The sequence below is a fragment of the Collinsella aerofaciens genome (assembly GCF_015560135.1).
GTDB classification, from domain to species: Bacteria; Actinomycetota; Coriobacteriia; order Coriobacteriales; family Coriobacteriaceae; genus Collinsella; species Collinsella aerofaciens_AN.
In genome coordinates this window covers 46,563-70,549 of the sequence record NZ_JADMRH010000007.1, presented here as the reverse complement: position 1 = coordinate 70,549, position 23,987 = coordinate 46,563, and the positions used below count along the sequence as shown (strand labels likewise).

Here is a 23,987-nt window from a genome sequence, read left to right as displayed (position 1 = left end):
AAAGGCCAACTATGGCAAATAAGAAAAAGAACTCCGAGGCCGCGCCGACGCCCGAGCAGCAGGCCCGCGCTGCCTCCAGCTCTCGCAAGAAGCAGCGCAAGACGTACGTGTCTAAGACAGTCAAGATCGTCCTGGTGGTCATCGGCGTGCTGGCGATGCTGCTTTCCGTCTCGGCGATGGCGTGCTCCGGCCTTATGTCGCAGGCCGAGGACACCTCGGGCTACAAGCTGACCGGCGGTGTTGCTGCAACTATCAACGGCACCAACCTCACCGAGGACACCGTGACCAAGCAGATCATGAGCATGCGCACGTCCTACGGCTACACCAAGGATAAGGATTGGGCGCAGTATCTGGTTGACAACGACCTCACGCCCAAGAAGTACCGCAAGCAACTCATCGACTCCTACACGCAGCAGATTCTGCTTCAACAGGCACAGAAGGAGAACGGCGTGACGGTGTCGGACGAGGAGGTCGAGAAGGCTTGGAAGGACGCGTGCAAGAGCGCAGGCGGTGCCAAGGCCTTTAAGAAGACCCTCAAGACCTACGGCTATACCGAGGACACCTACAAGGACTCGCTCAAGGAGAGTCTGGCGCAACAGAAACTCAAGGATGCCGTCGCGCCCACGAGCAAGCCCAAGGACAGCGAGATTGTCGATTACATCAACGAGAACCTGTCCAGCTACAACGACGCCCGCCGCTCGTCGAACATCCTGATCAAGGTTGATTCCGACGCTTCCGACGAGGACAAGGCTGCCGCCAAGGCCAAGGCACAGGAGTGCCTGGACAAGATCAACTCCGGTGAGCTGAGCTTTGAGGACGCCGTTGAGCAGTACTCCGAGGACACCGGTTCCAAGGAGAAGAAGGGCGATGTGGGCTGGGATAAGCTCACCACTTTCGTCGACAGCTACCAGACGGCGCTCGAGGGGCTCAACAAGGGCGACGTGAGCGAAGTCGTCGAGTCGACCTATGGCTACCACATCATCAAGTGCACCGACTACTTCCATGTCGATAATCAGGTTGATGACATCAACCAGGTACCCAAGGACATCAAGAAGTACGTTTCTAATGTGGTGAAGACGCAGGCGGCCAGCACTGCATACAGCGAGTGGCTGGAGCAGTACAAGAAGGACGCCGACATTACCGTCAACCCCATGCCCAAGGACGTACCCTATAACGTGAGCCTGAAGGGCGTCACCAAGAGCTCGACCGACGATTCGTCGACGACTGAGTAATCATGGGGCGGTGCTCGCGCGAGTGCCGCCCACGCTATCAGAGAGGATTTGCAGATGACCAACGAAGAGCTGCAGAAGGAAATGATCGCGGCCATGAAGGCCAAGGACAAGGTTCGCCTGTCCATCATTCGCCAGGTCAAGGCCGAGGTGAAGAATATCGAGGTTAACGAGCGCCGCGATGTGTCCGAGGAAGACGTCAACAGCATGATCAAGCGTCTGATCAAGCAGACGAGCGAGACGTTGGAGATGTCCATCAAGGCCGGCACCGACCAGGAGCGTACCGACAACCTGACCGAGCAGGTCAAGATTCTGGAGAGCCTGCTGCCCGCACAGGTTTCGGGCGAGGAGCTCGAGGCCCTGATCGAGCAGGTTATCGCCGAGCTGGGCGCTACTTCCAAGAAGCAGATGGGCCAGGTCATGGGAGCACTCGGCAAGGCCACCGGCGGCAACTTCGATAAGCCGGCCGCGGCAAAGATCGTTGGCGCGAAATTGGCGTAAGTGCCGGCCGACACATAGTTGATGTTGAGGGGGGGCGTGACCATTGCGGTCGCGCCCCTTTTTTGATGGCAGCTGAAGGGCACTCATTGGGGACAGACTTAAATGAGTACCCAATGAGTAGGTGATCATTTAAGGGTACTCATTTAAGGGTACTCATTTAAGTCTGTCCCCAATGAGTGCCCGAGTGCCCAATGAGTGGGCGGAAGGTTGCGGGTTCTTTACGGGAATGTAGTGTGGGCTGCGGAAACGTGGTTCTTTCCGTACAATAGTTCAACTCGTGTAAACGCAGGGAAGGGACATTCATGGCAGACATGATCGAGATCAAGCATCTCAACAAGTACTTTGGCGACCTGCATGTGCTCAAAGATATCAATCTCACCGTCAAGCGCGGCGAGAAGCTCGTAATGATCGGGCCTTCCGGCTCGGGTAAGTCGACGCTCATCCGCTGTGTCGATTATCTTGAGGAGCCCACGTCGGGCGAGGTCGTCATCGATGGTACGCCGCTCACCAAAAAGAACCACCTGGAGATGGCTCGCAAGTACAGTTCCATGGTGTTTCAGCAGTTCAACCTGTATCCCAACATGACGGTGCTCGGCAACCTGACGCTCGCGCCCATCAAGCTGCAAAAGAAGAGCAAGGAGGAGGCGACCGAGATCGCCATCGCCGCGCTCAAGCGCGTTGGCATGGCGCATAAGGCCGGCGAGTATCCGCAGAATCTCTCGGGCGGTCAGCAGCAGCGCATCGCCATCGCCCGTGCCCTGTGCACCAAGCAGCCCATCATCCTGTTTGACGAACCGACCTCGGCGCTCGACCCCGAGATGGTCCAGGAGGTTCTGGACGTTATGATTGAGCTCGCGCAGGAGGACATCACCATGATCTGCGTGACGCACGAGATGGGCTTTGCGCGCCAGGTGGCCGACCGCGTCATCTTTATGGAGGACGGCCGTATTCTGGAGGAGGGCACGCCCGAGCACTTCTTCGATAACCCCGAGAACCCGCGCTGCCGCGAGTTCCTGTCCAAGATTCTGCACTAGGCGCGGTGATGGACATGACGGATATGACGAGGGCGGCCGTGTCGCGCCGTCACTTTTTGCAGCTGGCGGGCGCCGGTATGCTTACGCTGACGGGGGCCGCGCTTACCGGTTGCGGCAACTCCGCCAGCGGCGAGGGCTCCGACAAGGGGTCCAAGCTTGCGGCCATTAAGTCGCGTGGCCATCTGAATGCCGGCGTTAAGAAGGACGTTCCCGGTTACGGCTATTACGACACCGCTAAGGGCCGCTTTGAGGGTATGGAAGTCGATTTGTGCTACCAGATCGCCGCTGCCGTCTTTGGTGTGAGCTACAAGGATGCCCGCGCCCAGGAGCTTGTCGAGTTTACCGACGTAACGCCCAAGACGCGCGGCCCGCTGATCGATAACGGCCAGCTTGACGTGGTCGCGGCGACCTACACCATCACCGACGAGCGCAAGAAGAGCTGGGATTTCTCGACGCCGTACCGCACCGACTACGTGGGACTCATGGTCAAGAAGCGTTCGGGCTTTACCTCGATTGAGGACCTGGACGGCAAGGTCATTGGTGTGAGCCAGGGTGCTACCACGCAGGGCCTGATCGAGCAGATGATCAAGGACAACGGCTTTAGCTGCGAGCCCGAGTTTAGGGCCTTTAGCGGTTACCCCATCATCAAGAGTTCGCTCGACGCCGGCAATATCGACGTCTTTGCCATGGACCGCTCCACGCTGGCCGGTTACATGAACGAGACCGTTGAGTTGCTGCAGCCCGAGGTCAAGTTTGGCGAGCAGGGCTACGGCGTGGCGACCAAGAAGGGCTGCGACCTTTCGGCCGTGGTCGATCAGGTGATTTGCGATCGCCTGGCCGACGGCTGGCTCGACCAAGAGGTCAAGACCTGGGGTCTTGTATAGGCGCATCGTCCAAGGAAGGAATCAAATGCTCGAAGGATTATTTGACGCCGACCGTTGGTCGACGACATTTCAAAACATGGGGCCCTTCTGGGAGGGCTTTGGCGTGACGCTACAGGTGGTCGTTGCCGGTCTGCTGCTGTCGCTGGTGCTGGGCACGCTGCTGGGCGTGTTCTCTACCACTCGCTCGCGCGTGCTGCGCGCCATAAGCCGCGTGTACGTGGAGTTTTACCAGAACACCCCGTTGCCCGTGCAGGTGCTCTTTATGTACATGGCCGGTCCGCAGTTTTTGCAGGCCATAACCGGTGCCGACCAGCCGGTGCGCATCGCGCCGTTCGTGCTGGGCTTCTTGGGCGTGGGTCTGTATCACGCGGCCTACATTTCGGAGGTCATCCGCACCGGTATCGAGGCGGTTCCGCGCGGTCAGATGGAGGCGGCCCAGAGCCAGGGCTTCACCCGTGCGCAGGCGTACTGGTACATCGTGCTGCCCCAGACATTTAAGATCATTCTGCCGCCGCTGTGTAACCAGGCGCTCAACCTGGTCAAGAACACGTCGGTGCTGGCGCTTGTGGCCGGCGGCGACCTTATGTACCGTTCCGACAACTTTGTGAGTCTGTACGGTTACCTGCAGGGATACATCGTCTGCTGCCTTATGTACTTCATCATCTGCTTTCCGCTCGCCATGCTGGTGCAGTGGCTCGAGCGCCGCTCCAAGGAGCGTCCGCGCGGCGTGAGCCTGGCCGAGCTGGGGCTCGACAACGTAGAGGAGGCCTAGCGCATGGAAATCTTCAACGCGACTAACCTGCTCTACATTTGGGGCGGCTTTGTTAAGACAATCGAGATCTCGGCGCTGTCGATCTTTTTCTCGCTCATCTTGGGCACGGTGCTGGCGCTTGTTAAAAGCTATGCGCCCCGCCCGTTCCGTATTTTGGTAAGCGCCTATATCGAGCTGTTCCGCTGCACGCCAAACCTGCTGTGGATCCTGTTTATCTACTTTACGGTGCAGGGTTTGGACATTGTGATTTCGACCATCGCCTTTACGCTGTTTACCAGCGCTGTTATGGCCGAGATTGTGCGCGGCGGCCTCAACTCGATTCCACGCGGCCAGTTTGAGGCAGCGCAGAGCCAGGGCTTTGGCTTCTTTGCCACCATGCGCTACATCATTCTGCCGCAGACGTTTAAGACGATCATTCCGGCGCTGTTTAGCCAGTGCACGACCGTCATCAAGGACAGCTCGTATCTTTCGGGCATTAACGTGGCCGAGCTCATGTACACGGCAAACGTCGTGATGGCCCATGCGATCGACCTGTCGCAGGTGCTTATGCTCTACGGCCTGGTATTTGCGATGTACTTTGTGCTCAACTTTGGTATCTCGCTGCTGGTCCGAGCGTATCAGAGGCGAATGGTGGCAGCGTAGAATGTGGCAAAGGGACAGCCCCTTTGTCACATAGAGAAAGGAATCGCGATGAGCGATCTGGTGAACAAGAAGAGTCCTGTGGTCATTACTATCGCGCGCGACTTTGGCGCCGAGGGCCACGAGATTGGCCGTATCCTCGCCAACGAGCTGGGGATTCCGCTGTACGACAACGAGCTGCTGGTGCGCGCGTCGTTGCGTGCCGGCGAGTCGCTCGATAAGATGGCGGCCTACGACGAGCGCCTGGCTGTGGAGAACATGGCGTTTCTGCCCGACCGTTACGATGCACGTTCGTACTCGGACAAGCTGTTCCAAAAGATGAGCCAGGTGATTTTGGACCTGGGCGAGACCGAGAGCTGCATTATTGAGGGCCGTCTGTCCGATTACCTGCTGCGCAACAACCCCAACCACATTGCCGTGCTGGTGACCGCTCCCTTTGAGGATCGCGTCGAGATCGTGCGCAAGAAGCGTGGCCTCAACAAAAAGAAGGGCGCCAAGCTGGTTAAACAGCAGCAGAAGGCGCGCGAGGCATTCTACAAGCGCTACAGCGCCGGCAAGTGGAAGATGACGAGCGGCAAGGACATCGTCGTCAACCGCGCCAAGCTGGGCCGCGAGGGCTGCAAGGACGTCATCGCCGCAGCCTACCGCTACAAAGTAGCTCAGCTCGAGGGCTAGCCGACCAAAACCACCGCAAAGGGGACAGCACCTTTGTGGTGGTTTTTGTTTTAGGTAGAGAAAGTCAACTGGTTCTGCCGGGGCCGATCGCTCAAAGAACTCAAGGAAGCTCAAAAAAATCAAAGATACTCAAAATACTTAAAGATTGTAGGGGCATAATTAAGTTGTATGAGTTCAAGGACGAGTTCAAGGGAGGCTTTATGGCGGCACCGACGGCGTACAGGCAGGCAAATCCATTCACTCCGATGTTCGGACGTGTACCGGCGTATATGGCCGGCCGTGAGCAAATCATCGATGATATGGTGCTGGCGTTTGAAAATGACGATTCCGATCCCAATCTTTGCTCGGTTTTCTATGGTGCGCGTGGTACAGGTAAAACGGCGCTTTTGGCATATCTGTCGTACCGCGCCCAGCAAGAGGGCTGGATTACAGCGAATGTGACGGCCTCGGAGGGGATGCTCGAAGACATTTTGCAGCGCCTCAACGAATCAGCCGCCCATCTGATCGAAAAGCCCGCTTCTAGGCGTGTGAACAGTGTCGGCATTGCCTCCGTAGGAAGCATGAGCTGGGAAAACATCGATGTTGAATTTGAGGGCGCTAACTGGCGTACTAAGATGAACGCTTTGTTTGCTCAGCTTGAAGCGACTGACACCGGGGTGCTTATCGCCGTTGACGAAGTGGATGCATCGTTTGCGCAAATGACGGAGCTTGTTACTACCTACCAGCACTTTGTAAGCGAGAATAAAAAGGTAGCTTTGCTTATGGCGGGGCTGCCGTTTCGCGTGCTGGCGCTGCTGACGGGGAAATCGACATCGTTTCTTCGTCGCGCGGCTCAACATTCGCTGGGATCAATTTCACCGACTGAGGTAAAAGAAGCGTTTCGACTAACGATTGAGGACGGCGGCAAGACGATTTCTGATGAGGCGATCGACCTCGCTGCCAAGGCGATCGATGGCTTTCCATTTATGTTCCAGTTGGTGGGGTATCGGGCATGGAATGCTTCGCGCCAAGCCTCCGAGGTTTCTATTGAGGATGTCGAACGAGGCGCGAAACTTGCGCAAGAGGAGCTGGAATCGCGAGTTTTCGCTTCAACAGCGGCGGAACTTTCACGAGGGGACCTTGAATTTCTTCGTGCAATGAATCCGGTTGGGACGACGACCAGGCAAGAGCTGGCAGCGAGGCTTAAGAAGAGTTCCGGTTCGATTTCAACGTATAAAAAGCGTCTGGTAGAGGCTGGGGTAATTGAAGAGCCTCTACAAGGACGTTTTGAGTTTGCATTGCCAGGCTTTGGCCGATATGTCGCATCGCTTTACTAGAGGGTCGTTGCTGCGAAGGATCGCTTCGTGTCCCTTTACTGTCTCGATCTGTAACAATAAGCCTGCTTTTAGGGGCCTATCTGTTACAGACTGAGACAAACTGGCAGAGTGGCCTTCTGCTCCGCTCAAACCACCGCAAAGGGGGCCTTTGTGGTGGCTTTTGTTTTAAGCTGAGGGGAAGATTTTGGTGAGACCGGCGCGCGTCTGCGTGTCGGTCTTTTGGTAGATGGAGCTCAGGTGGCGCTGGACCATGCGCATCGAGATACCGAGCTCCTCGGCGACCTGCTTGAGCGGGCGTTCGTCCTGGGTCACGGCTATGAGCACATCGACTTCGCGCGGGGTGAGAGCGTGGTTGGCGATGAAGGCCTGACGCTGCTCCTCGATGGTGGGGGCGGCGAGTGCTTCTTCTGCCAGCTGTTCGCGCTCGCGCTCCTGCTCGGTTTGGGGCAGGCGGAACAAGCCGGCTGCCACGAATGCCGCACAGGCGGCGACGAGCAAAACGAGCGCGCCGATCATAATGAGGGCAACGTTATCCGAGGTCACGAGAGCAAGCGAGACGCCCGACGTGGTGAACGCGCACACGTTATTGGCCGCACGGCCCATGCCGGCCCAGAAGGCGGGCACGTGCATGCGCGGTGCCAGCTGTGTAAAGGTGGCGGTAAAGAACGTGACAAAAAAGCCCGAGCTCAGGTAAAAGACGACAAGGCCCAGGTTGGGATCGGCACCGGCCTCGACGGCCAGGATGGAAATGGTCGAGAGCACGGCAATGCCGAGCATGACAAGCCCCATGTATCGGCGCTCGGCAAGATCAAAAATAAGACCGGCAGCAAGGCCGCTCGCCGCCAAAAAGAGGCGCGGCCATGTTTGTACGGCAATGGTGCCGTGGGCGTTGGAGAGCGTGACCACGTTGTCGAGGGTCGAGAACAAGCAGGCAAGAATCATGACGAGCGCGATACCCCAACATGCCTGCTTGGCGAGGGCATGAGAGGGCTCAACAAAGGGATTGATGGCAGGCCTTTCGGGGGGGCGCTTGGCAATCGCATGCTCGTTGCCTTTTGCGCTGGCAGGTGCGCCACATGAGAATTTGTGCCCCGGGATCCGGATATCTTCCCGTAACATGGTGTTACAGAAGCACCCCTTACGACAAGGAGGCTCATATGCGAAAGCAAATCCATGACAACCCAATCGACCACGGCCGCGCATGCTCGCTCTCCCACGGAACGTGGCGTCGCGTGGGCGCCAAGCTTGCCTGCGCGGGGGCTTGCGTGCTCATGGCCGGCCAGCTGCTGCTACCGAGCGTGGCACTCGCCGCCGACTGGGTCAACGTCGGCGGCACGCAGTACAACAAGGGCGCGGTTGCCGGCGACGAGGCCGGAACGTGGTCCTGGGACGGCGCCGACGACATGAAGCTCAACGGCTACGACGGCGCCGGTATCAGCGCTCAGGGCAACCTCAATATCGGCGTGACGGGCGCCAACACCGTAACGGCCGATTCCTTGCAGAGCGCTATCGAGGTCAAGGACGGCAACCTTGCCATCACGGGGGAGGGAACCCTCAACGCGACGGCCGAACCACAGAAGAGCAGGAGCGCTGTTAAGGTCGAGTGCGGTAGCCTCGCCATCTCGGGCGACGTGACTCTCAACGCGACGGCCGGGACCGATACGATAGCGGTTTCGGGGGACGGTAAGGCCGGCGGCGACGCGGACATCCGCGGTGCCAACGTTAACGTGACGGCAACGAACAAAGTGCCTCATACCATCGGCATTCATACGCGGGCAGGCAACATAACCATTAACGAGGGCGCCGACGTCCACGTCGAGGCGGAGGCGAATGGGGGGCTCAATGCCGTTGCAGTCTATGCCGAAAACATCTCCTCCGAGCATGGAGGCTGCATCGCGGTGGATAACGCAAAATTAGATGCGGCGGCGCGTAATGCAAACATGTTGTCGGTCGCCCTGTATTCGTTCGGGGGTAAGGATACATATTTGAGTATTACCAACGGGGCGGATGTTACGCTCGTGGCGAGTGATAGTGTCGAGGTTTTGGATGGTGTTTGGATGCGCGCGCAGGACGGCGTGTCGCGGGTGCTCGTCGAGAATTCGAGCCTTACAGTTCGATGCGGTGACGGAACTGGCCACAGTCGTAAACATGGCTACGGAATATATTCCCAGTCCGGCTCCCAGTCCGCCATCCCTCGAATTGACATCATTAATTCAAATGTTGAGGTGTCGGGTAATGCAGCGGCAATCTACGCTGTCAATCAAGGTGATGCAGCCCCTTGTCTCTCAATTGATGGCGGATCGGTAGTTGCGACTCCCGCCGGCGGCACTGTGCGAGAAACTACGGGAAACGGACTCGTCATCGGTGTTCCCGGGTCGTCTGTCATCCAGGACATTAGAACTTCCGACGAGGTCGCCCGCAGCGTGGTAATCAGCTCCGGAGATGCGGTCGAACCCGAGCCCACCCCGCAGCCTGAACCCACCCCGGCCCCCACGCCACAGCCGGGCGGCGGCAGCGGGACCGCCGTGCCGTCCGTGACGCCGACTCAGGCGAGTTTCACGGCTGCTGCCTCCAAGCCGGCCGCGAAGGCCACCGCTGCCCAGAAGTCCGTGGGCACTCTGGCCGCCACGGGCGACAACGCCGCGACGGCGGCCGCCGCCCTTGGCATCGCCGGCGCAACCGTTGCCGCTGCCGGCATCGCCGCAACCAAGTGCCGCAAGCGCTAGGCTTTTGGTGGCAGCGCCCATTCTCGGCTTTTACAAAATCTCAATCTGTAACACCAAACCTGATAGTTGGGCTCTAGGTGTTACAGATTGAGACGAACTGTTCAGCCGCTAACCTAACGTCTCGATCTGTAACACGTGGCGAGGAATTTGGTCTCTAACTGTTACAGATTGAGACAAAACGACCGGCCAAGTCCCCGACCACCACAAAGGTGCCTGTCCCCTTTGCGGTGGTCGGTCGACCGGCATAGAAAAAAAGTCCCCGCCGGGCGTGTGCTCGACGGGGACTTTGCCGTTTGGTGGCTAGCGCTGCAGGTGATTACTCGCCCAGCAGGCTCTTGGTGATGGAAGCGGCGGCCTTCTTGCCGGCGCCCATCGCCAGAATGACCGTAGCAGCACCGGTGACGATGTCGCCGCCGGCCCAGATGCGGGGATCGGTGGTCTGGCCGGTCTCCTCGTCGGCAACGATGTAGCCCCACTTGTTGAGCTCCATCTTGCCGCCGATCTTGGCAGCGAAGGGGTTGGCGTTGGTGCCAATAGCCGAGATCGCGACGTCGCAGGGGATCTCCTCGATGGCGCCCTCGATGGGCACCGGGCGACGGCGGCCGGACTCGTCAGGCTCGCCGAGCTCCATCTTCTGGACCTTGACGGCGCACACGGAGCCGTCCTCGCCAGCGACAAACTCGAGCGGGGAGACGAGCGGCAGAACCTCGACGCCCTCGGCCTTAGCATGGTGCAGCTCGGCACGACGGCAGGGCATCTCGTCCTCGGTACGACGGTAGGCGATGATGGCGTGCTCGGCGCCCAGGCGCTTGGCAGTACGGACGGCGTCCATAGCCACGTTGCCGCCACCAAAGACGACGACGTTCTTGCCGTGCTTGGTGGGGGTGTCGTACTCGGGGAACTTGTTGGCCTTCATCAGGTTCACGCGGGTGAGGTACTCGTTAGCGAAGAAGACGTTGGGCAGGTTCTCGCCGGGGACGTTGAGGAACTTGGGCAGGCCAGCGCCGGTCGCCACGTAGATGGCGTCGAAGCCCTGCTCGAACAGCTCCTCGGCCGTGGCCATGTTGCCCACGACGGAGTTGTACTCAAACTTGACGCCCATGTCCTCCAGGCCGTCAATCTCGCGCTTGACGACTGCCTTGGGCAGACGGAACTCGGGGATGCCGTAGACCAGCACGCCGCCGCCGGTGAAGAAGGCCTCAAAGACGGTGACGTCAAAGCCGTTACGGGCGAGCTCGCCGGCGCAGGTGATGCCGGACGGGCCGGAGCCCACGACGGCGACCTTCTTGCCGTTCTTGGGAGCCATCTTGGGCGTGGAGGCGAGCTCGGGGCGGTCACCCAGGAAGCGCTCGAGCTGGCCGATGGCCACGGGCTCGGACTTCTTGCCACGGATGCACTTGCCCTCGCACTGGTTCTCCTGCGGGCAGACGCGGCCGCAGATGGCGGGAAGCATGGAGTCCTCGCGGATGGTATCGAGAGCGCCGCCGAAGTCCTTCTCGCGGATCTGCTCGATAAAGCGGGGGATGTTGATGTTGACGGGGCAGCCCTCAACACAGAACGGCTTCTTGCAGTTGAGGCAGCGCTCGGCCTCGGCCAGCGCCATCTCCTCGGTGAAGCCCTTGTCGACGGGGCGGAAGTCGCAGGCGCGCTCGGCAGCCGGCTCCTCGTTATCGGGGGTGCGGGGCGACTTCATATCGGCAACGAAACGACCGTTAACTAGTGGCATGCGCAGCTCTTTTCCTCATAGGCCTTGAGGGACGCGCCCTCTTCGGAACGATAAGCGGCCTGGCGGGCACGAAGGTCATCCCAGTCGACCAGGGTGGCATCGAAGTCGGGGCCGTCGACGCAAGCGAACTTGGTCACGCCGCCCACCTCGACGCGGCAGCAGCCGCACATACCGGTGCCGTCAACCATGATGGGGTTGAGCGACGCGGTGATGGGGGTGTCGTACTTCTGGGCGGTGAGGGTCGAGAACTTCATCATCGGAACGGGGCCGACGCAGAAGACCTGGCTCACGGCCTTGTCCTGCAGCAGGCGCTCCAGCGGAGCGGTGACAACGCCCTGCTCGCCGTAGGAGCCGTCGTCAGTGGTGATGTGGATGTGGTCCTCGTCGAGGAGCTCGCGGAACTGGTCCTCCATGAGCAGGAGGTCCTTGGTGCGGGCGCCCATGATGGCGTGCACCTCGTGGCCGGTCTCGACCAGGTGCTTGGCGACCGGGAAGGCAATTGCCAGGCCGACGCCGCCGCCAATGACGGCGCAGGGGCCCTCGGCCATCTCGGTGGGAACGCCCAGCGGGCCCACGACGTCGCGCAGCGACTCGCCGGCCTCGTAGGTGGACAGCATCTCGGTGGTCTTGCCGATCACCATGAAGATGAACTCGACCCAGCCCTCGTCACCGTTCCAGCCGGCCAGGGTAAACGGGACGCGCTCGCCCGTCTCGTTGGCGCGAACCATGAGGAACTGTCCAGCGTGCGCATGCTTGGCGATTGCGGGCGCCTCGATGCGGAACTTGAACACCTTCTCCGAGAACTGCGTCTTCTCCAGGATCTTATACATAGAACCCCTCTCTTGTTAGGGCCGCCGAACCGTGCCTCCACGGAAATGGACGGTAGCCCGAATAAAACCGTACGTGCACAGGCGTTGTGCAGACATACGGTGCAAATTATACCCTCATGGACATGTCGCTTACGTGTGTCTTCGGCGGTTGGGAAAAGGGTTTATCCACTTCGACCTACCAAATAGGGACAGGTTTATTTTGGTCGGTTTTATCAGGCAAAACAGCAAAGGGGCCGGCCTCGTGTCGTGATGAGGCCGGCCCCCTTTGGGGCGCTATGTGTGTATGGCAGTGCGGGGTTTATTGCGATGTGCCGACTGTGGCGTTTCCGTAGATAAAACCTGCCAAAATAAACCTGTCCCTAAACGGTAGGTTTTAGTGCTTGCCGTTGGCGGAGGCGGCGCCGTTGACGTGGTCGCGGGCGTAGATTACGCCGTGGACGATGGCCAGACCGGCGGCATCTGCGGCGCGGGCGCAGGTGTCCTGGAAGTCCTCGGCCTCGCGGGCGCGCAGCTGCTTGAGCACATAGTCTGCCACGGCCATCTTGCCGGGAGGGTTGCCGATGCCGGTGCGGATACGGCTAAAGTCGCGGCTGCCCATCTTGTCGATGATGGAGCGCAGGCCGTTGTGACCGGCATGGCCTCCGCCCACCTTGACGCGCACGTCACCGGCGGGAATGTCGAGCTCGTCGTGAATCACGAGCAGCTCCTCGGCCTTGATCTTGTACTCGCGGCAGAGCTTGGAGATGGGGCCACCCGAGGTATTCATATACGACTGCGGCTTGACCAGCACGATCTGGCGCTTGCCGTTCTCTTCCTCGGCATCGTTGATATTAATGAGCGCGACCTCGGCGCCTGCCTGGTTTTTCCAGTACGTGACGCCGGCCTGACGGGCCAGCTCGTCGATTGCCTTAAAGCCGGCGTTGTGGCGGGTCTCGGCATATTCCTCGCCCGGGTTGCCAAGTCCGGCAACCATGCGAATCTTAAGCGGCTGTGCAGCTGCCATGTTTGTCCTCCGTTACGTAAATAGTTCAATCAACGACAAAGGCTACCACGCCCGCCGAAGGCGAGACTTCGTTTCAGCGAAATCCCACCAGACAAAAGCACGGCTGCGGCAGAGCAAGCCGTCGGAACAGAAGAAACCCCCGCGCGACCTTTGCGAAGCAAGGGGGAGCGCGGGGGTTTCTTCTGTTCCGACGGCGATGCGCCGGGTTGCAAGGACGATGCGACTACAGCGCGAAGTCGCCGCCGACGAGCGTGGAGACGGGCTCCTCGTGGTAAACGGCGGAGATGGCCTGAGCGAACTCCTCGGCGACCGAGATGGTCTTGATCTTGCCGCCGACCTCGACGGGAATGGCGTCGGTGACGACGCACTCGACGATGGGGGCATCGTTCAGGCGCTCGATGGCCGGGCCGGAGAAGATGCCGTGGGTGGCGCAGACGTAGATGTCGCCAGCGCCCATAGCCTTGAGCTCCTTGACGTTGGCGCACAGGGTGCCAGCGGTGTCGATCATGTCGTCGTTGATGATGCAGGTCTTGCCCTTGATGTCACCGATGATGCCCATGACTTCGGCGGCGTTGTGGCGCGGACGGCCCTTGTGGGCGATGGCCAGGTCGCAGCCGAGCATGTCGGACAGCTTCTTGGCGGCCTTGGCGCGACCCACGTCGGGGGAGACGACAACCAGGTTGTCGGTGTCGAAGTTCATGGCGTTGTAGTACTGGCCAAACAACGGCAGTGCGGACAGGTGGTTGACCGGGATATCAAAGAAGCCCTGGATCTGACCCTGGTGCAGGTCGAGGGTGATGATGCGGTCGACGCCGGCGCGCTCGAGCAGGTTGGCGACGAGGCGGGCGGTGATGGGCTCGCGCGGGCCGGCCTTGCGGTCCTGGCGGGCATAGCCGTAGTGGGTGATAACGGCGGTGATGGAGCGGGCGGATGCACGCTTGGCAGCGTCGGTGGCGATGAGCAGCTCCATGAGCATGTCGTTGACGTTGCCGCCGGCCACGGACTGAATCAGGAAGACGTCGGCGCCGCGGACGGTCTCGTCGTAGCGGGCGTAAATCTCACCATTGGCGAACTGCTTTAGCGTAAGGCCCGAAAGCTCGACCCCAAGGTACTCAGCAATCTTCTGAGCGAGGGGACGGTTGGAGGAACCGGAATACACGCGGATGGACTTGCGCATATTCTCCGACTTCTCGGGATCATTAATCGGCATTACCCTTCTCCTTTATACATCGAATGCCATATAGATGCCTTGTTGCATTGTAACCGCGCGGCGGGGTTTATCGGGTCCTGATAACGTCTTTACCGCCAACGGACACGAACCGACCACTCATCCGGTTGCGCAGGTCACGATAGAAAAAGGAGCCGCCCCCATGGAGCAGCTCCTTTTGTGCTTGGTAAAACGTTATGCCTCGTCGTCCTCGTGCAGACGGCGGCGATAATCGGCGGCCCAGCCCTCAATATTTACCTGACGGGCGCGGCCCAGACCGAGTGCGTCGGCCGGGACCGGCTCGGTGATGACGGAGCCGGCGGCCACGAGTGCACCGTCGCCAATCTGGGCGGGCGCGACCATCATGGTGTCGGAACCGATGAAGGCATCCTTGCCGATAACGGTCTTGTGCTTGTGGACGCCGTCGTAGTTGCAGGTGATGGAGCCCGCGCCCACGTTGACGCCGGAGCCCATGGTGGTGTCGCCGATGTAGGACAGGTGGGGCACCTTGGAGCCCTCGCCGATCGTGGACTTCTTGATCTCCACGTGCGTGCCGGCCTTGGAGCCGTCGAGCATGTGGGTGCCCGGGCGCAGGTAGGCGCGCGGGCCGCAGTCGACGCCGTTCTCGATGACGGCCTCGATGGCGATGGTCTCATCGATGGTGCAGCCGCTGCCGACGGTGGTGTCGGTGAGGCGGCTGTTGGGGCCGAGCTGGCACTCCTCGCCCACGGTGACGTGGCCGATCAGGTGCGTCTGCGGCCACACGACGGTGTCGCGGCCGATGGTGGCGTCGGGGCCGATCCAGGCCTGCGTGGGGTCGATGAAGGTAACGCCCTCGGCCATCCAGTGCTCGTTGATGCGGTCGCGCGCGATGGCGGTGAGCTGTGCGAGCTGGATGCGGCTGTTGACGCCCAAGCCGTCGCGGTAGTCGTCACAGTGGAAGATGGAGACCGCCTGGCCGTGACCCTTGAGGATTTCGAGCATGTCGGGCAGGTAGTACTCGGACTGCGCGTTGTCGTTGCCGATCTCGTTGATGTGTGCGGCGAGCTGCGCGCCGTCGAAGGCGTAGCAGCCGGCGTTGCACTCGAGCAGCGTGGCGGCCTGCTCGGGCGTGCAGTCCTTCTGCTCGATGATGCGCTCGATCTGGCCGTCGGCGCCCAGCTTGATGCGGCCGTAGCCGAAAGGATCGGGCGGGGTCATGGTCATGACGGTGCAGGCGAGCTCGCCGGTAGCGACGGTCTGCGCGAACTTGGCGACGGTGTCGGCGGTGATGAGCGGCAAGTCGCCGTTGAGCACGACGACGGGGCCTTGCGTGATGCCGCAGGCCTCGAGCGCGACCTTCACGGCGTGACCGGTGCCCAGGCGCTCGGTCTGCTCGACGCACTCGACCTTGGTGGCGCTGTTGGCGTAGGCGCCGTCGATGAGGGCGCGCATCTCGTCGGCGTGGCTGCCGATGACAACCACGACGCGGCTGCAGCCGGCCTTGATGGTAGCGTCGACGATCCACTGGACCATGGGCTTACCCAGGATCTTGTGCGAAACCTTGCAGTGGTTCGACTTCATGCGGGTGCCCTCGCCGGCAGCGAGGATAATTGCGGTTGCGTCCATGTGATCTCCTGTTACGTTATAGAGACGTGTGTTTGGAAACGATACACGGCGCAATATGATACCGCAGGCATATGACGAGCGCGTAACGATTGGTTTGCGGCGGTTGAGGCTTGCGCCGCCGGCGTGGCGTTTGCGCTGCTTGCGTGCGGCGTTGGCGGTGCTGCGGAGCTGTCGTTTGAGCGAGGGGACGGGGGTACCCGTGGACAACATACGAGAGGAGTTTGGCTGCGAGCCCGTCGCGGCATTCTCGATGTCGCATCCGGCTGTGCCGGCACTCTATATAGTGCTGACGCTGGGGCTCACTATGTTCTCGATGCAGCCGGCGCTGATTGCGCTGTCACTTGCGGGCGGGCTGGCGTATGGATTTGCGACGCGTGGGGCTGCCCGCACGCTGGGCGCACTCCGCTGGCAGCTGCCGGTGATTTTGATCGTTGCGGTGCTCAATCCGCTGTTTAGCGCCTCGGGCTCGACGGAGCTGTTCCGTATTGGCATGCGCGCGGTGTATCTGGAGAGCATGGTATACGGCCTGTGCATGGGCGGGCTGTTTGTGGCGAGCGTGCTGTGGTTTGAGGCGGCGGCGTCGATGCTCGAATACGACAAGGTGCTTGCGCTGCTGGGCAATGCCGCACCGGTGATTGCGCTCATGATCTCGATGTGCATGAGGCTTATCCCGCAGTTTTTGCGCCGTGGTCGTACGGTGTTGGCGGTGCAGGATGCGATTGATGTGCCGGGCCGCGCGCCGGCCGACCCCGTGCGTTCGCGCTTGCGGGCATCGAGTGTGTTGATGGGCTGGGGCATGGAAGATTCGCTGGAGTGCGCGGACGCGATGCGCTCGCGCGGGTGGGGTGCCGCGACGCGTCGTACGACGTATGCGCGGTATCGACTGGGGCGCAGCGACGTTGCCGCGCTGGTTGGGCTTGCGTTGTTTGGCGTGGCCACGGCGGCAGTGGCGTGGACCGCGACGACGCAGTATTCGTTTTATCCGCAGCTCTCGGTGCCGGCGCCGTGGCCGGGCTATGTCGTGTACGCTGCCTGGATGGTGCTGCCTTGTGCGTTGCATGCGATTGATGAGAAGAGGTTTGGCTGATGGCTCGGTTGGATAGCTGCTCGGTAACGGGCGGGGCGTGCGGCTCCGATGTGCCTGCGATTGAGGTACGGGGCCTGAGCTTTACCTACCCCGGGGCTGAGGCGTCGGTACTCGAGGGGCTCGACTGGTCTGTTCCCCAGGGTGCATTTGCGCTGCTTGTTGGCGGTACCGGATCGGGTAAGTCGACGCTGCTGTCGCTGCTCAAACCCGAGATCGCTCCGGCGGGCGAGCGCACTGGCGAACTGCTCGTGCTGGGCGAGCCCGTCGCCGACATGGACGTGCGGGCATCGGCGGAGCGCGTGGGTTATGTGTTCCAGGATCCCGAGAACCAGATCGTGTGCGAAACCGTGTGGCACGAGATGGCGTTTGGCCTGGAAAACTTGGGGCTAGCGCGCGACGAGATGCGCCGTCGCGTAGCTGAGACCAGCTATTTCTTTGGGCTGGAAGATTGGCTTCACCGCGATACTGACACGCTTTCGGGTGGTCGCAAACAGTTGCTGTCGTTGGCGGCCGTTCTGACGCTACGCCCGCGCGTGCTGCTGCTCGACGAGCCCACGTCTCAGCTCGATCCCGTTGCCGAGAAGAATTTTCTGCACGCGCTGTTTCGCGTGAACCGTGAGCTGGGCTGCACGGTTGTTGTGGCGACGCATCAGCCGCGGCCGATGCTCGAGTATGCGACGTGTGCGTACCGGATTGAGGGCGGCCGCGTGCGCGAGGTGGCGGATATGGCTTCTTTGGGACGCCGAGAATCGCTGTTTTCCGATGACATGTTGGGGTGGGGTGCCATCCGATGTGCAAAAACAGGAGTATTCAGCAGGCGTGAGGACAGTTTGGGCTCTCTGGAGTCGCCCGTGGACGCATCGAGCGCGAAAAAAAGTTCGGAATTGGACAAATCGTCCGAATTTGTGGCGCAAACGTCGCTCAAGAACGGCTCGGAAGCCTTCCCGCGCACGGATGGAAGCAGAATACTCCAAAAAATGCACGCTGGGTCGGCTACCACCCTGGCAGGGAGCTGGTTTCGCTACGATCGCGCGGGCGGTTGGGTGCTGCGCGGGCTCGATGCGTCGTTTTCGGCTGGCGCGGTGCATGCGGTTGTTGGCGGTAACGGCTGCGGCAAGTCGACAATGCTTTCGGTGCTGGCGAAGACCGCCAAGCTGCAGCGCGGCCGCATGATGCGCGGAGCGGCCTCGGCGGCGCTGCTGCCTCAGAATCCCAAAGCATTGCTGGTTGCCGAGACGGTGCGCGACGAGCTGATGGAATGGGCTTCGACCTGCGGGTACGGCGAGGATATGGCGCGGGAGCGCGCGGTGAGTCTGGGGCTCGCGGGCTTAGGGGAACGCCACCCCTATGACCTTTCGGGCGGACAGCGCCAACTGCTTGCGTTGGCAAAGCTACTGCTAATCGGCCCCGAACTGCTATTGCTCGATGAGCCCACCAAGGGTCTGGACCTGGCCAGCCGCCGCATCATCGCCCGCGCCCTGCGCGACCATGCGCGGGCTGGCGGCACCGTCATCATGGCTACGCACGATTTGGACTTTGCCGAGCAGGTAGCCGACGACATCGCCATGATGTTTGACGGCGAGATTGCCTGCGTGGAGCCCCCGGCCGACTTCTTTGCCGACAACGTGTTCTATAGGGCGTGATGGGATGACGGACTGTCGTTTCTCGCGCTTGCTTGCAAAACTGGAGATCCCGCTGTTGTTGGCGGTGCCGGCGGTGATGGCTGCGGCGTTGCTGGCGGGTGTTGAGCAGGCAGCGTTGGCCATGCTGATTGTGGTGGCGCTGGTGCTCGCGCTGTTCTTTGCGGGTTACGAGGCATCTCGTCCGGGTTTGCGCCAGATTATGCCCACACTGGTGCTGGCGGCGCTGGCCGCGGCGGGGCGCATCCTGTTCGGACCCATTCCCGATTTTAAGCCGGTGAGCGCCATCGCCATTATCGCGGGGGCGACGCTTGGTCGCCGCAATGGTTTTATGGTTGGCGCGCTGGCGGCGCTGACCAGCAATTTCTTTTTTGGACAGGGCATGTGGACGCCATGGCAGATGTATGCCTGGGGCCTGGTTGGTTATGTTGGCGGCGCGCTGGCGCATGCGGGTGCGTTCGACCGTGCGGATGGAACCGTGCGTATGCCGGCGCTGCTGACCTACGGCTTTGCTTCGGGTTTGCTGTACGGCGTTGTGGTCAACGCCTACGACATTATCGGTTTTGTTCAACCGCTCACGTGGGCGGGTGCCATGGCGCGTCTTGCCACGGCAGTGCCGTTCGATATTACGCACGGTCTCGCGACCTGCGTGTTTTTGGCCGCCTTGTACAAGCCCTGGCGCCGTCGCATTAACCGTGTCGTCGTGAAATACGGACTGTAGGGCATTTCGCGTTCCCTCACGAACTTGCGGTGGAATAGTTCTCGTTTTTGGCTATTTGCTGCTCAAACAGGAACTATTCCACCGCAACTTATAGGGGGAGAGGGGTCACACGATCTGTTTTCCTCCGTCCCCCAGGAATTACTTGAGGCTAGAGCTCTAGGGTGAGGGTGACGGGGCAGTGGTCGCTGCCAAAGATATCGCCGCGGATGCCCGTGTCGCGCACATTGCCGGCGATTGCGTCGCTCACCAGGAAATAATCGATGCGCCAGCCGGCGTTGTTCTTGCGAGCATTAAAGCGGTAGCTCCACCAGCTGTAGACGCCCTCAACGTCGGGGTTTGCCGCACGCCAGGTATCGGTAAACCCGGCGTCGAGCAGCTCGGTAAACTTACCGCGCTCCTCGTCCGAAAAGCCTGCGTTGCCGCGGTTGGACTTGGGGTTCTTAAGGTCGATTTCCTCGTGCGCCACGTTAAAGTCGCCACAGGTCACTACGGGCTTGCCGGTCTCGCGCTCGAGTCCCGTCAAAAAGCCGCGATAGGCATCATCCCAGGCCATGCGCACATCGATGCGCGCGAGCTCATTTTGGGCGTTGGGCGTGTAGACATCCACGAACCAAAACTTGTCGAACTCGAGCGCGCAGACGCGGCCCTCGGTTGCGGCTTGGGCGACGAGCTCGGCCGCCTCGCCCTCGCCGGCGTAGGGTAGCAGCGCGTCGGCGTGCAGCACGCGCAGCGGTTCCTGGCGGCTAAAGACCGCAGTGCCCGAATAGCCTTTACGCTCGGCGTAGCTCCAGGTTTGGTGATAGCCGGGCAGGTCAATATCGACCTGACCCTCTTGCAGCTTGGTCTCCTGCAGCGCCAAGATGTCGACGTCGAGTTCTTGCGCGATCTGAATAAAGCTCGGGTCCTTTTTGAGCACGGCGCGCAGGCCGTTAACGTTCCACGAGGCAAAGGTGTAAGTCTGAGGCATGGTGTCCTTTCGACGGGGTTGGCAGGCTTAAGATTAACGCAACAGGGGCGGGGTGGGCTCCGCGCATGCTGACTCAAAGGCCGCATGCTGGGACGTCGCCCAACGCTGCCCGACTAACAAGGACGGAGGACTCATATGACGCAGGCAATATCGGACCCCAGGCAGGCCTCCGCCGCGCTGGCGGATCTGTTTGACACCCACAAGCGCGTGGTCTTCTTTGGCGGCGCTGGTGTTTCCACGGCAAGTGGCATCCCCGATTTCCGCAGCGTGGACGGCCTGTATCACCAGCAGTTTGCCTATCCGCCCGAGACCATGCTGTCGCATAGCTTTTACGAGGCGCATCCTGCCGAGTTCTTCGACTTTTACCGCACCAAGATGATCGCGCTTAACGCTAAGCCCAACCGCTGCCACACCAAGCTGGCCGAGCTGGAGCGCGCCGGCAAGCTCGACGCCGTAGTGACGCAAAATATCGACGGCCTGCATCAGATGGCCGGCTCACAGCGCGTGTTCGAGCTGCACGGATCGGTCCATCGCAACATTTGCCAGTCGTGCGGCGCGGTCTATAGCGCCGAGTGGATTTGCTCGCGCGAGCACGAGGATGCCGCGGGCGTGCCTGCGTGCCCCGCGTGCGGCGGCCGCATCAAGCCCGATGTAGTGCTCTACGAAGAGCCGTTCGACGAGCATGTGTTGACCGGTGCCGTTGCCGCCATCGCCGCGGCCGATGCCCTCATTGTAGGCGGGACCTCGCTCGTGGTGTATCCGGCGGCAGGCCTTACGCGATACTTTACCGGCGATACGCTGGCCATATGCAACCTTGCTCCCACCGATCAGGATGCAAATGCCGACCTGCTGATTTCTTGCGACATCGCGGCCGCGTTTGCGTTCTAGCCCGCGCGCGCGGATACAATAGAAAGACTGAGTGCAAAGCGACCCCGCCGCCAGCTCCCCAAGCTCGGCGGCGTGGGCATTTTAGGAGGATGTTCATGGCGAACGACAGCAAGACATGGCGGTGCGGAAAGTACGAGCTCAGCTTTGACCGTCCGCGCATCATGGGCGTCCTCAACGTGACGCCCGATTCGTTTAGCGATGGCGGGGAGCACTTCGACCCCGATGCCGCCATCGAGTACGGCCTGGCGATGCTCGACGCCGGCGCCGACATCATCGACGTGGGCGGCGAGTCCACGCGCCCCGGCTTTACCCCGGTCAACCCCGACGAGGAGGCTCGCCGCGTGCTGCCCGTGGTGCGCGCGCTGGCCAAGGAGGGCGCCATCGTCTCGATCGACACGCGTCATGTGGCGGTTGCCAAGGCGGCCGTGCGCTGCGGCGCCTCGATCGTCAACGACGTGACGGGCTTCACTGATCCCAAGATGGTCGAGTTCGTTAAGACGAGCACCTGCGGCGTCATCGTGATGCATGCCGGCGAGGTCGCCGCGCCCGCACGCACGCACGCAACGGTGCAGCTCGATACCTCGGCAGCGGCGTTTGTTGCCGAGAAGGCGCGCGAGGCGGCTGCCGAGGCCGCGCGTGAGGCCGAGAAGCCGGCTCGCCGCCGTCGCGGCAAGTTGCTGGGCGAGCCTAAGCCGGAGGCCAAGCTTCCGGGCGGCGTGGTGCAGCCCTCGTTGCCGTTTGGCGAACCGGAGCCCACGTCCGAGCCCGCAGCCGAACAGGAGACGCCGGCCGCCGAGCAGACTGCTGCCGCTGCGACCGCCGCGCCCGAGGCCGCACCTGCACCCGCCGAGCCCACGCCGGAACCCAGCGACCACCTGGCCGCCATGATGCGCCGCAGCGCCCGCCGCGAGGAGGCGTATGTGCCCACCTCACAGCTCCGCCGCTTCACCCTGCCCGATTCGGCGCCCATCATGCGCCGCGTCATGGGCTTTCTGTCCGACCAAGCCCGCACGCTCATCCATGCCGGCGTGTCGCGCGACCGCATCTGCATCGATCCCGGCCCAGGCTTTGGCAAGTCGGCTAACGAGGACATCGTCATTCAGCGCGAGACCGCCAAGATGGCGTCGCTGGGCTATCCGCTCATGTGCGCCGTGTCGCGCAAGCGCTTTGTGGGCGCCGTTTCGGGCGTGACCGAGGCCGCTGAGCGCGATGCCGCCACGTTTGGCGTGTGCCTGGGCGCCATCCAGGCCGGTGCCAACATCGTGCGCGTGCACGATGTTGCCGGCTTTGCGCAGTTCTTGAACGGTTATTGGGCCGTCGCCAAGCCGCAGTCGCGCCGCGCGTTTGTGGCCGTGGGCTCCAATCTGGGTCACCGCTGCGACAACATCCGCGCCGCGCGCGACATGATTGCCGAGATCCCGCTCACCTGTGTGTCCAACTGCTCGCGCATCTACGAGAGCGAGCCGGCCTACGAGACGCGCCAGGACGCGTTTGCCAACGCCGTCATCGAGATCAAGACCGAGTTGGCGCCGCTGGTGCTGCTCGACGAGCTCATGAAGATCGAGGCCGAGCTGGGCCGAGACCGTTCCAAAAAGGCCAAGGCCAACGGTCCGCGAACCATCGACCTGGACCTGCTGTGGATGGACGGCGAGACCCACGGCGGCAAGAAGCTGCGCCTGCCGCATCCGCTCATTGGCGAGCGCGACTTTGTGCTGGTGCCGCTCGAGGACCTGATGCACGACCCGGCGCGATTCTTCCGTTACAACGGCGTCGAGGTCAAGGAGCCCGAGGATCGCGTGGGCCATATCGTGGGCGAATTGGGGCGTATGTAGATGATTGAGATGAGTGCTGTTGCCGCCGGCACCGAGTTGGACGTCGCACGTAATGCGGGTCGCGAGGGCGTGTCCGCGGGCTGGTGCGCGTGGAGCGCGGGCGATGCTTCGCTGACGTTTTCGCTGGTCGTGCGCCCCGATGTGAACATGCATGCGTTCCACGGCCTGCCGTTTGTGGCCGCGATGGGCATGATGGATGCGCTCGCGGGCACGGCCGCAACGCCGGGCCTGGGGCTTGCCGGCAAGGTGGGTATCCAGTGGCCGAGCGACATCGTGTGCGGCGCGCCCGCATTTGAGACGTCGCTCGCGCGTGTCGCCGTCAACGGCGGTGCAGGTGCCGCGGGCATGTTTGCCGCGGTGACGGTGGATATTGAGCGCGCGGCGTTGAGTGGGCTTGGCGTTGATATGGCAGACGAGGCACTGGTCGAGGCGCTGGCCGCCGCGGTGCTCGCCCGCGTGGACGCCTGGGCGGTTGTCGCCAACACGCCACAGGGAGCTGCCGGCCCGCTGGCTCCGGTGCTGGGTGACTACTTCGACATGGTGCCGCTGCTGGGTCGTCAGGTCGCGGCGGTGTCGCCCAACGGCTTGCCGCTCGCGGTGGGCGTGTTCGCAGGCCTGGATATTTGGGGTCGCGCGACCATAAAGACCGACGCCGGCGAGCAGGAGTTTCCGCCCGAGGCCGTACGGATTCGCGGACTGTAA

General features: G+C 61.6%; 22 protein-coding genes. 15 read left to right on the top strand and 7 right to left on the bottom strand.

The features are described 5' to 3' along the window. The first annotated feature begins 11 nt into the window (after positions 1-11). From I2H19_RS04660 to I2H19_RS04625, 8 genes are all read left to right on the top strand, one after another. Positions 12-1,232, top strand: coding sequence for a peptidylprolyl isomerase (locus tag I2H19_RS04660; protein ID WP_195621627.1), 1,221 nt, complete (start codon positions 12-14; stop codon positions 1,230-1,232). Positions 1,233-1,286: 54 nt separating this feature from the next. Further along, entirely contained in the window at positions 1,287-1,730 is a 444-nt protein-coding gene (locus tag I2H19_RS04655; protein WP_195621625.1) for a GatB/YqeY domain-containing protein, read from the top strand. 302 nt (positions 1,731-2,032) lie between these two features. Further along, positions 2,033-2,764 carry an amino acid ABC transporter ATP-binding protein gene (locus tag I2H19_RS04650; RefSeq protein WP_022094215.1) on the top strand — a complete coding sequence of 244 codons (732 nt, stop codon included), beginning with the start codon at positions 2,033-2,035 and terminating at the stop codon, positions 2,762-2,764. 8 nt (positions 2,765-2,772) lie between these two features. Further along, complete coding sequence (locus I2H19_RS04645; protein ID WP_195621623.1) at positions 2,773-3,648, top strand: transporter substrate-binding domain-containing protein; 876 nt, start codon at positions 2,773-2,775, stop codon at positions 3,646-3,648. A 25-nt stretch (positions 3,649-3,673) separates the two neighbouring features. After that, entirely contained in the window at positions 3,674-4,420 is a 747-nt protein-coding gene (locus tag I2H19_RS04640) for an amino acid ABC transporter permease (protein ID WP_035136546.1), read from the top strand. A 3-nt stretch (positions 4,421-4,423) separates the two neighbouring features. Continuing rightward, complete coding sequence (locus tag I2H19_RS04635) at positions 4,424-5,062, top strand: amino acid ABC transporter permease (RefSeq protein WP_148345115.1); 639 nt, start codon at positions 4,424-4,426, stop codon at positions 5,060-5,062. A gap of 48 nt (positions 5,063-5,110) precedes the next feature. Then, positions 5,111-5,734: a cytidylate kinase-like family protein gene (locus tag I2H19_RS04630; protein WP_195621621.1), complete on the top strand. Its 624-nt coding sequence runs from the start codon at positions 5,111-5,113 to the stop codon at positions 5,732-5,734. Between the two features lie 35 nt (positions 5,735-5,769). Further along, a complete protein-coding gene (locus tag I2H19_RS04625) occupies positions 5,770-7,050 on the top strand; it encodes an AAA family ATPase (protein WP_271745607.1) in 1,281 nt (426 codons plus the stop codon). A 165-nt stretch (positions 7,051-7,215) separates the two neighbouring features. Here the strand turns inward: I2H19_RS04625 and I2H19_RS04620 are convergent, their stop codons facing one another. Further along, positions 7,216-7,992 (bottom strand): helix-turn-helix transcriptional regulator, encoded by a 777-nt coding sequence (locus I2H19_RS04620; RefSeq protein WP_195621618.1) that lies wholly within the window; start codon positions 7,990-7,992, stop codon positions 7,216-7,218. A gap of 215 nt (positions 7,993-8,207) precedes the next feature. Here I2H19_RS04620 and I2H19_RS04615 point away from each other — a divergent pair, with 215 nt between their 5' ends. Beyond that, complete coding sequence (locus I2H19_RS04615) at positions 8,208-9,776, top strand: hypothetical protein (protein ID WP_195621615.1); 1,569 nt, start codon at positions 8,208-8,210, stop codon at positions 9,774-9,776. Between the two features lie 316 nt (positions 9,777-10,092). Here I2H19_RS04615 and gltA read toward each other — a convergent pair whose 3' ends face one another. The 5 genes from gltA to glmU all read right to left on the bottom strand — a co-directional run bounded on the left by gltA (position 10,093) and on the right by glmU (position 16,150). Next, positions 10,093-11,502, bottom strand: coding sequence for an NADPH-dependent glutamate synthase (gltA, locus tag I2H19_RS04610; protein WP_117647774.1), 1,410 nt, complete (start codon positions 11,500-11,502; stop codon positions 10,093-10,095). After that, positions 11,493-12,332, bottom strand: coding sequence for a sulfide/dihydroorotate dehydrogenase-like FAD/NAD-binding protein (locus I2H19_RS04605; protein WP_117647773.1), 840 nt, complete (start codon positions 12,330-12,332; stop codon positions 11,493-11,495). The genes gltA and I2H19_RS04605 overlap by 10 nt, the downstream gene beginning before the upstream one ends. Before the next feature lie 373 nt (positions 12,333-12,705). Then, positions 12,706-13,335, bottom strand: a complete 630-nt coding sequence (pth, locus tag I2H19_RS04600; RefSeq protein WP_195621613.1) for an aminoacyl-tRNA hydrolase — start codon at positions 13,333-13,335, stop codon at positions 12,706-12,708. A 223-nt stretch (positions 13,336-13,558) separates the two neighbouring features. Beyond that, complete coding sequence (locus I2H19_RS04595) at positions 13,559-14,545, bottom strand: ribose-phosphate diphosphokinase (RefSeq protein ID WP_117769752.1); 987 nt, start codon at positions 14,543-14,545, stop codon at positions 13,559-13,561. A gap of 192 nt (positions 14,546-14,737) precedes the next feature. Next, positions 14,738-16,150, bottom strand: coding sequence for a bifunctional UDP-N-acetylglucosamine diphosphorylase/glucosamine-1-phosphate N-acetyltransferase GlmU (gene glmU / locus I2H19_RS04590; protein WP_195621611.1), 1,413 nt, complete (start codon positions 16,148-16,150; stop codon positions 14,738-14,740). A gap of 199 nt (positions 16,151-16,349) precedes the next feature. Here glmU and I2H19_RS04585 point away from each other — a divergent pair, with 199 nt between their 5' ends. Genes I2H19_RS04585 through I2H19_RS04575 form a run of 3 tightly spaced genes read left to right on the top strand, consistent with a single transcriptional unit; the run spans position 16,350 to position 19,598 of the window. Next, a complete protein-coding gene (locus I2H19_RS04585; protein ID WP_271746384.1) occupies positions 16,350-17,237 on the top strand; it encodes an energy-coupling factor transporter transmembrane component T in 888 nt (295 codons plus the stop codon). Next, positions 17,237-18,880 carry an ABC transporter ATP-binding protein gene (locus I2H19_RS04580; protein WP_195621607.1) on the top strand — a complete coding sequence of 548 codons (1,644 nt, stop codon included), beginning with the start codon at positions 17,237-17,239 and terminating at the stop codon, positions 18,878-18,880. Before I2H19_RS04585 ends, I2H19_RS04580 begins: the two co-directional genes overlap by 1 nt. Before the next feature lie 4 nt (positions 18,881-18,884). Beyond that, entirely contained in the window at positions 18,885-19,598 is a 714-nt protein-coding gene (locus I2H19_RS04575) for a DUF6580 family putative transport protein (protein WP_195621597.1), read from the top strand. 148 nt (positions 19,599-19,746) lie between these two features. Here I2H19_RS04575 and I2H19_RS04570 read toward each other — a convergent pair whose 3' ends face one another. Next, positions 19,747-20,565: an exodeoxyribonuclease III gene (locus I2H19_RS04570; RefSeq protein ID WP_195621595.1), complete on the bottom strand. Its 819-nt coding sequence runs from the start codon at positions 20,563-20,565 to the stop codon at positions 19,747-19,749. Positions 20,566-20,700: 135 nt separating this feature from the next. Between I2H19_RS04570 and I2H19_RS04565 the strand changes: the two genes are divergently transcribed. The 3 genes from I2H19_RS04565 (at position 20,701) to I2H19_RS04555 (ending at position 23,987) form a co-directional block, all read left to right on the top strand. Beyond that, positions 20,701-21,453 carry an NAD-dependent protein deacylase gene (locus I2H19_RS04565; protein WP_195621593.1) on the top strand — a complete coding sequence of 251 codons (753 nt, stop codon included), beginning with the start codon at positions 20,701-20,703 and terminating at the stop codon, positions 21,451-21,453. 95 nt (positions 21,454-21,548) lie between these two features. Beyond that, complete coding sequence (gene folP, locus I2H19_RS04560) at positions 21,549-23,285, top strand: dihydropteroate synthase (protein WP_195621591.1); 1,737 nt, start codon at positions 21,549-21,551, stop codon at positions 23,283-23,285. Next, positions 23,286-23,987, top strand: coding sequence for a hypothetical protein (locus I2H19_RS04555; RefSeq protein WP_195621588.1), 702 nt, complete (start codon positions 23,286-23,288; stop codon positions 23,985-23,987). It begins immediately after the preceding gene.

What these genes read in the sequence shown, in the direction of transcription:
- I2H19_RS04660 (WP_195621627.1), top strand. Translation starts at nt 12, where the DNA reads ATGGCAAATAAGAAAAAGAACTCCGAGGCCGCGCCGACGCCCGAGCAG.
- I2H19_RS04655 (WP_195621625.1), top strand. Translation starts at nt 1,287, where the DNA reads ATGACCAACGAAGAGCTGCAGAAGGAAATGATCGCGGCCATGAAGGCC.
- I2H19_RS04650 (WP_022094215.1), top strand. Translation starts at nt 2,033, where the DNA reads ATGGCAGACATGATCGAGATCAAGCATCTCAACAAGTACTTTGGCGAC.
- I2H19_RS04645 (WP_195621623.1), top strand. Translation starts at nt 2,773, where the DNA reads ATGGACATGACGGATATGACGAGGGCGGCCGTGTCGCGCCGTCACTTT.
- I2H19_RS04640 (WP_035136546.1), top strand. Translation starts at nt 3,674, where the DNA reads ATGCTCGAAGGATTATTTGACGCCGACCGTTGGTCGACGACATTTCAA.
- I2H19_RS04635 (WP_148345115.1), top strand. Translation starts at nt 4,424, where the DNA reads ATGGAAATCTTCAACGCGACTAACCTGCTCTACATTTGGGGCGGCTTT.
- I2H19_RS04630 (WP_195621621.1), top strand. Translation starts at nt 5,111, where the DNA reads ATGAGCGATCTGGTGAACAAGAAGAGTCCTGTGGTCATTACTATCGCG.
- I2H19_RS04620 (WP_195621618.1), bottom strand. Translation starts at nt 7,992, where the DNA reads ATGATTCTTGCCTGCTTGTTCTCGACCCTCGACAACGTGGTCACGCTC.
- I2H19_RS04615 (WP_195621615.1), top strand. Translation starts at nt 8,208, where the DNA reads ATGCGAAAGCAAATCCATGACAACCCAATCGACCACGGCCGCGCATGC.
- gltA (WP_117647774.1), bottom strand. Translation starts at nt 11,502, where the DNA reads ATGCCACTAGTTAACGGTCGTTTCGTTGCCGATATGAAGTCGCCCCGC.
- I2H19_RS04605 (WP_117647773.1), bottom strand. Translation starts at nt 12,332, where the DNA reads ATGTATAAGATCCTGGAGAAGACGCAGTTCTCGGAGAAGGTGTTCAAG.
- pth (WP_195621613.1), bottom strand. Translation starts at nt 13,335, where the DNA reads ATGGCAGCTGCACAGCCGCTTAAGATTCGCATGGTTGCCGGACTTGGC.
- I2H19_RS04595 (WP_117769752.1), bottom strand. Translation starts at nt 14,545, where the DNA reads ATGCCGATTAATGATCCCGAGAAGTCGGAGAATATGCGCAAGTCCATC.
- glmU (WP_195621611.1), bottom strand. Translation starts at nt 16,150, where the DNA reads ATGGACGCAACCGCAATTATCCTCGCTGCCGGCGAGGGCACCCGCATG.
- I2H19_RS04580 (WP_195621607.1), top strand. Translation starts at nt 17,237, where the DNA reads ATGGCTCGGTTGGATAGCTGCTCGGTAACGGGCGGGGCGTGCGGCTCC.
- I2H19_RS04575 (WP_195621597.1), top strand. Translation starts at nt 18,885, where the DNA reads ATGACGGACTGTCGTTTCTCGCGCTTGCTTGCAAAACTGGAGATCCCG.
- I2H19_RS04570 (WP_195621595.1), bottom strand. Translation starts at nt 20,565, where the DNA reads ATGCCTCAGACTTACACCTTTGCCTCGTGGAACGTTAACGGCCTGCGC.
- I2H19_RS04565 (WP_195621593.1), top strand. Translation starts at nt 20,701, where the DNA reads ATGACGCAGGCAATATCGGACCCCAGGCAGGCCTCCGCCGCGCTGGCG.
- folP (WP_195621591.1), top strand. Translation starts at nt 21,549, where the DNA reads ATGGCGAACGACAGCAAGACATGGCGGTGCGGAAAGTACGAGCTCAGC.
- I2H19_RS04555 (WP_195621588.1), top strand. Translation starts at nt 23,286, where the DNA reads ATGATTGAGATGAGTGCTGTTGCCGCCGGCACCGAGTTGGACGTCGCA.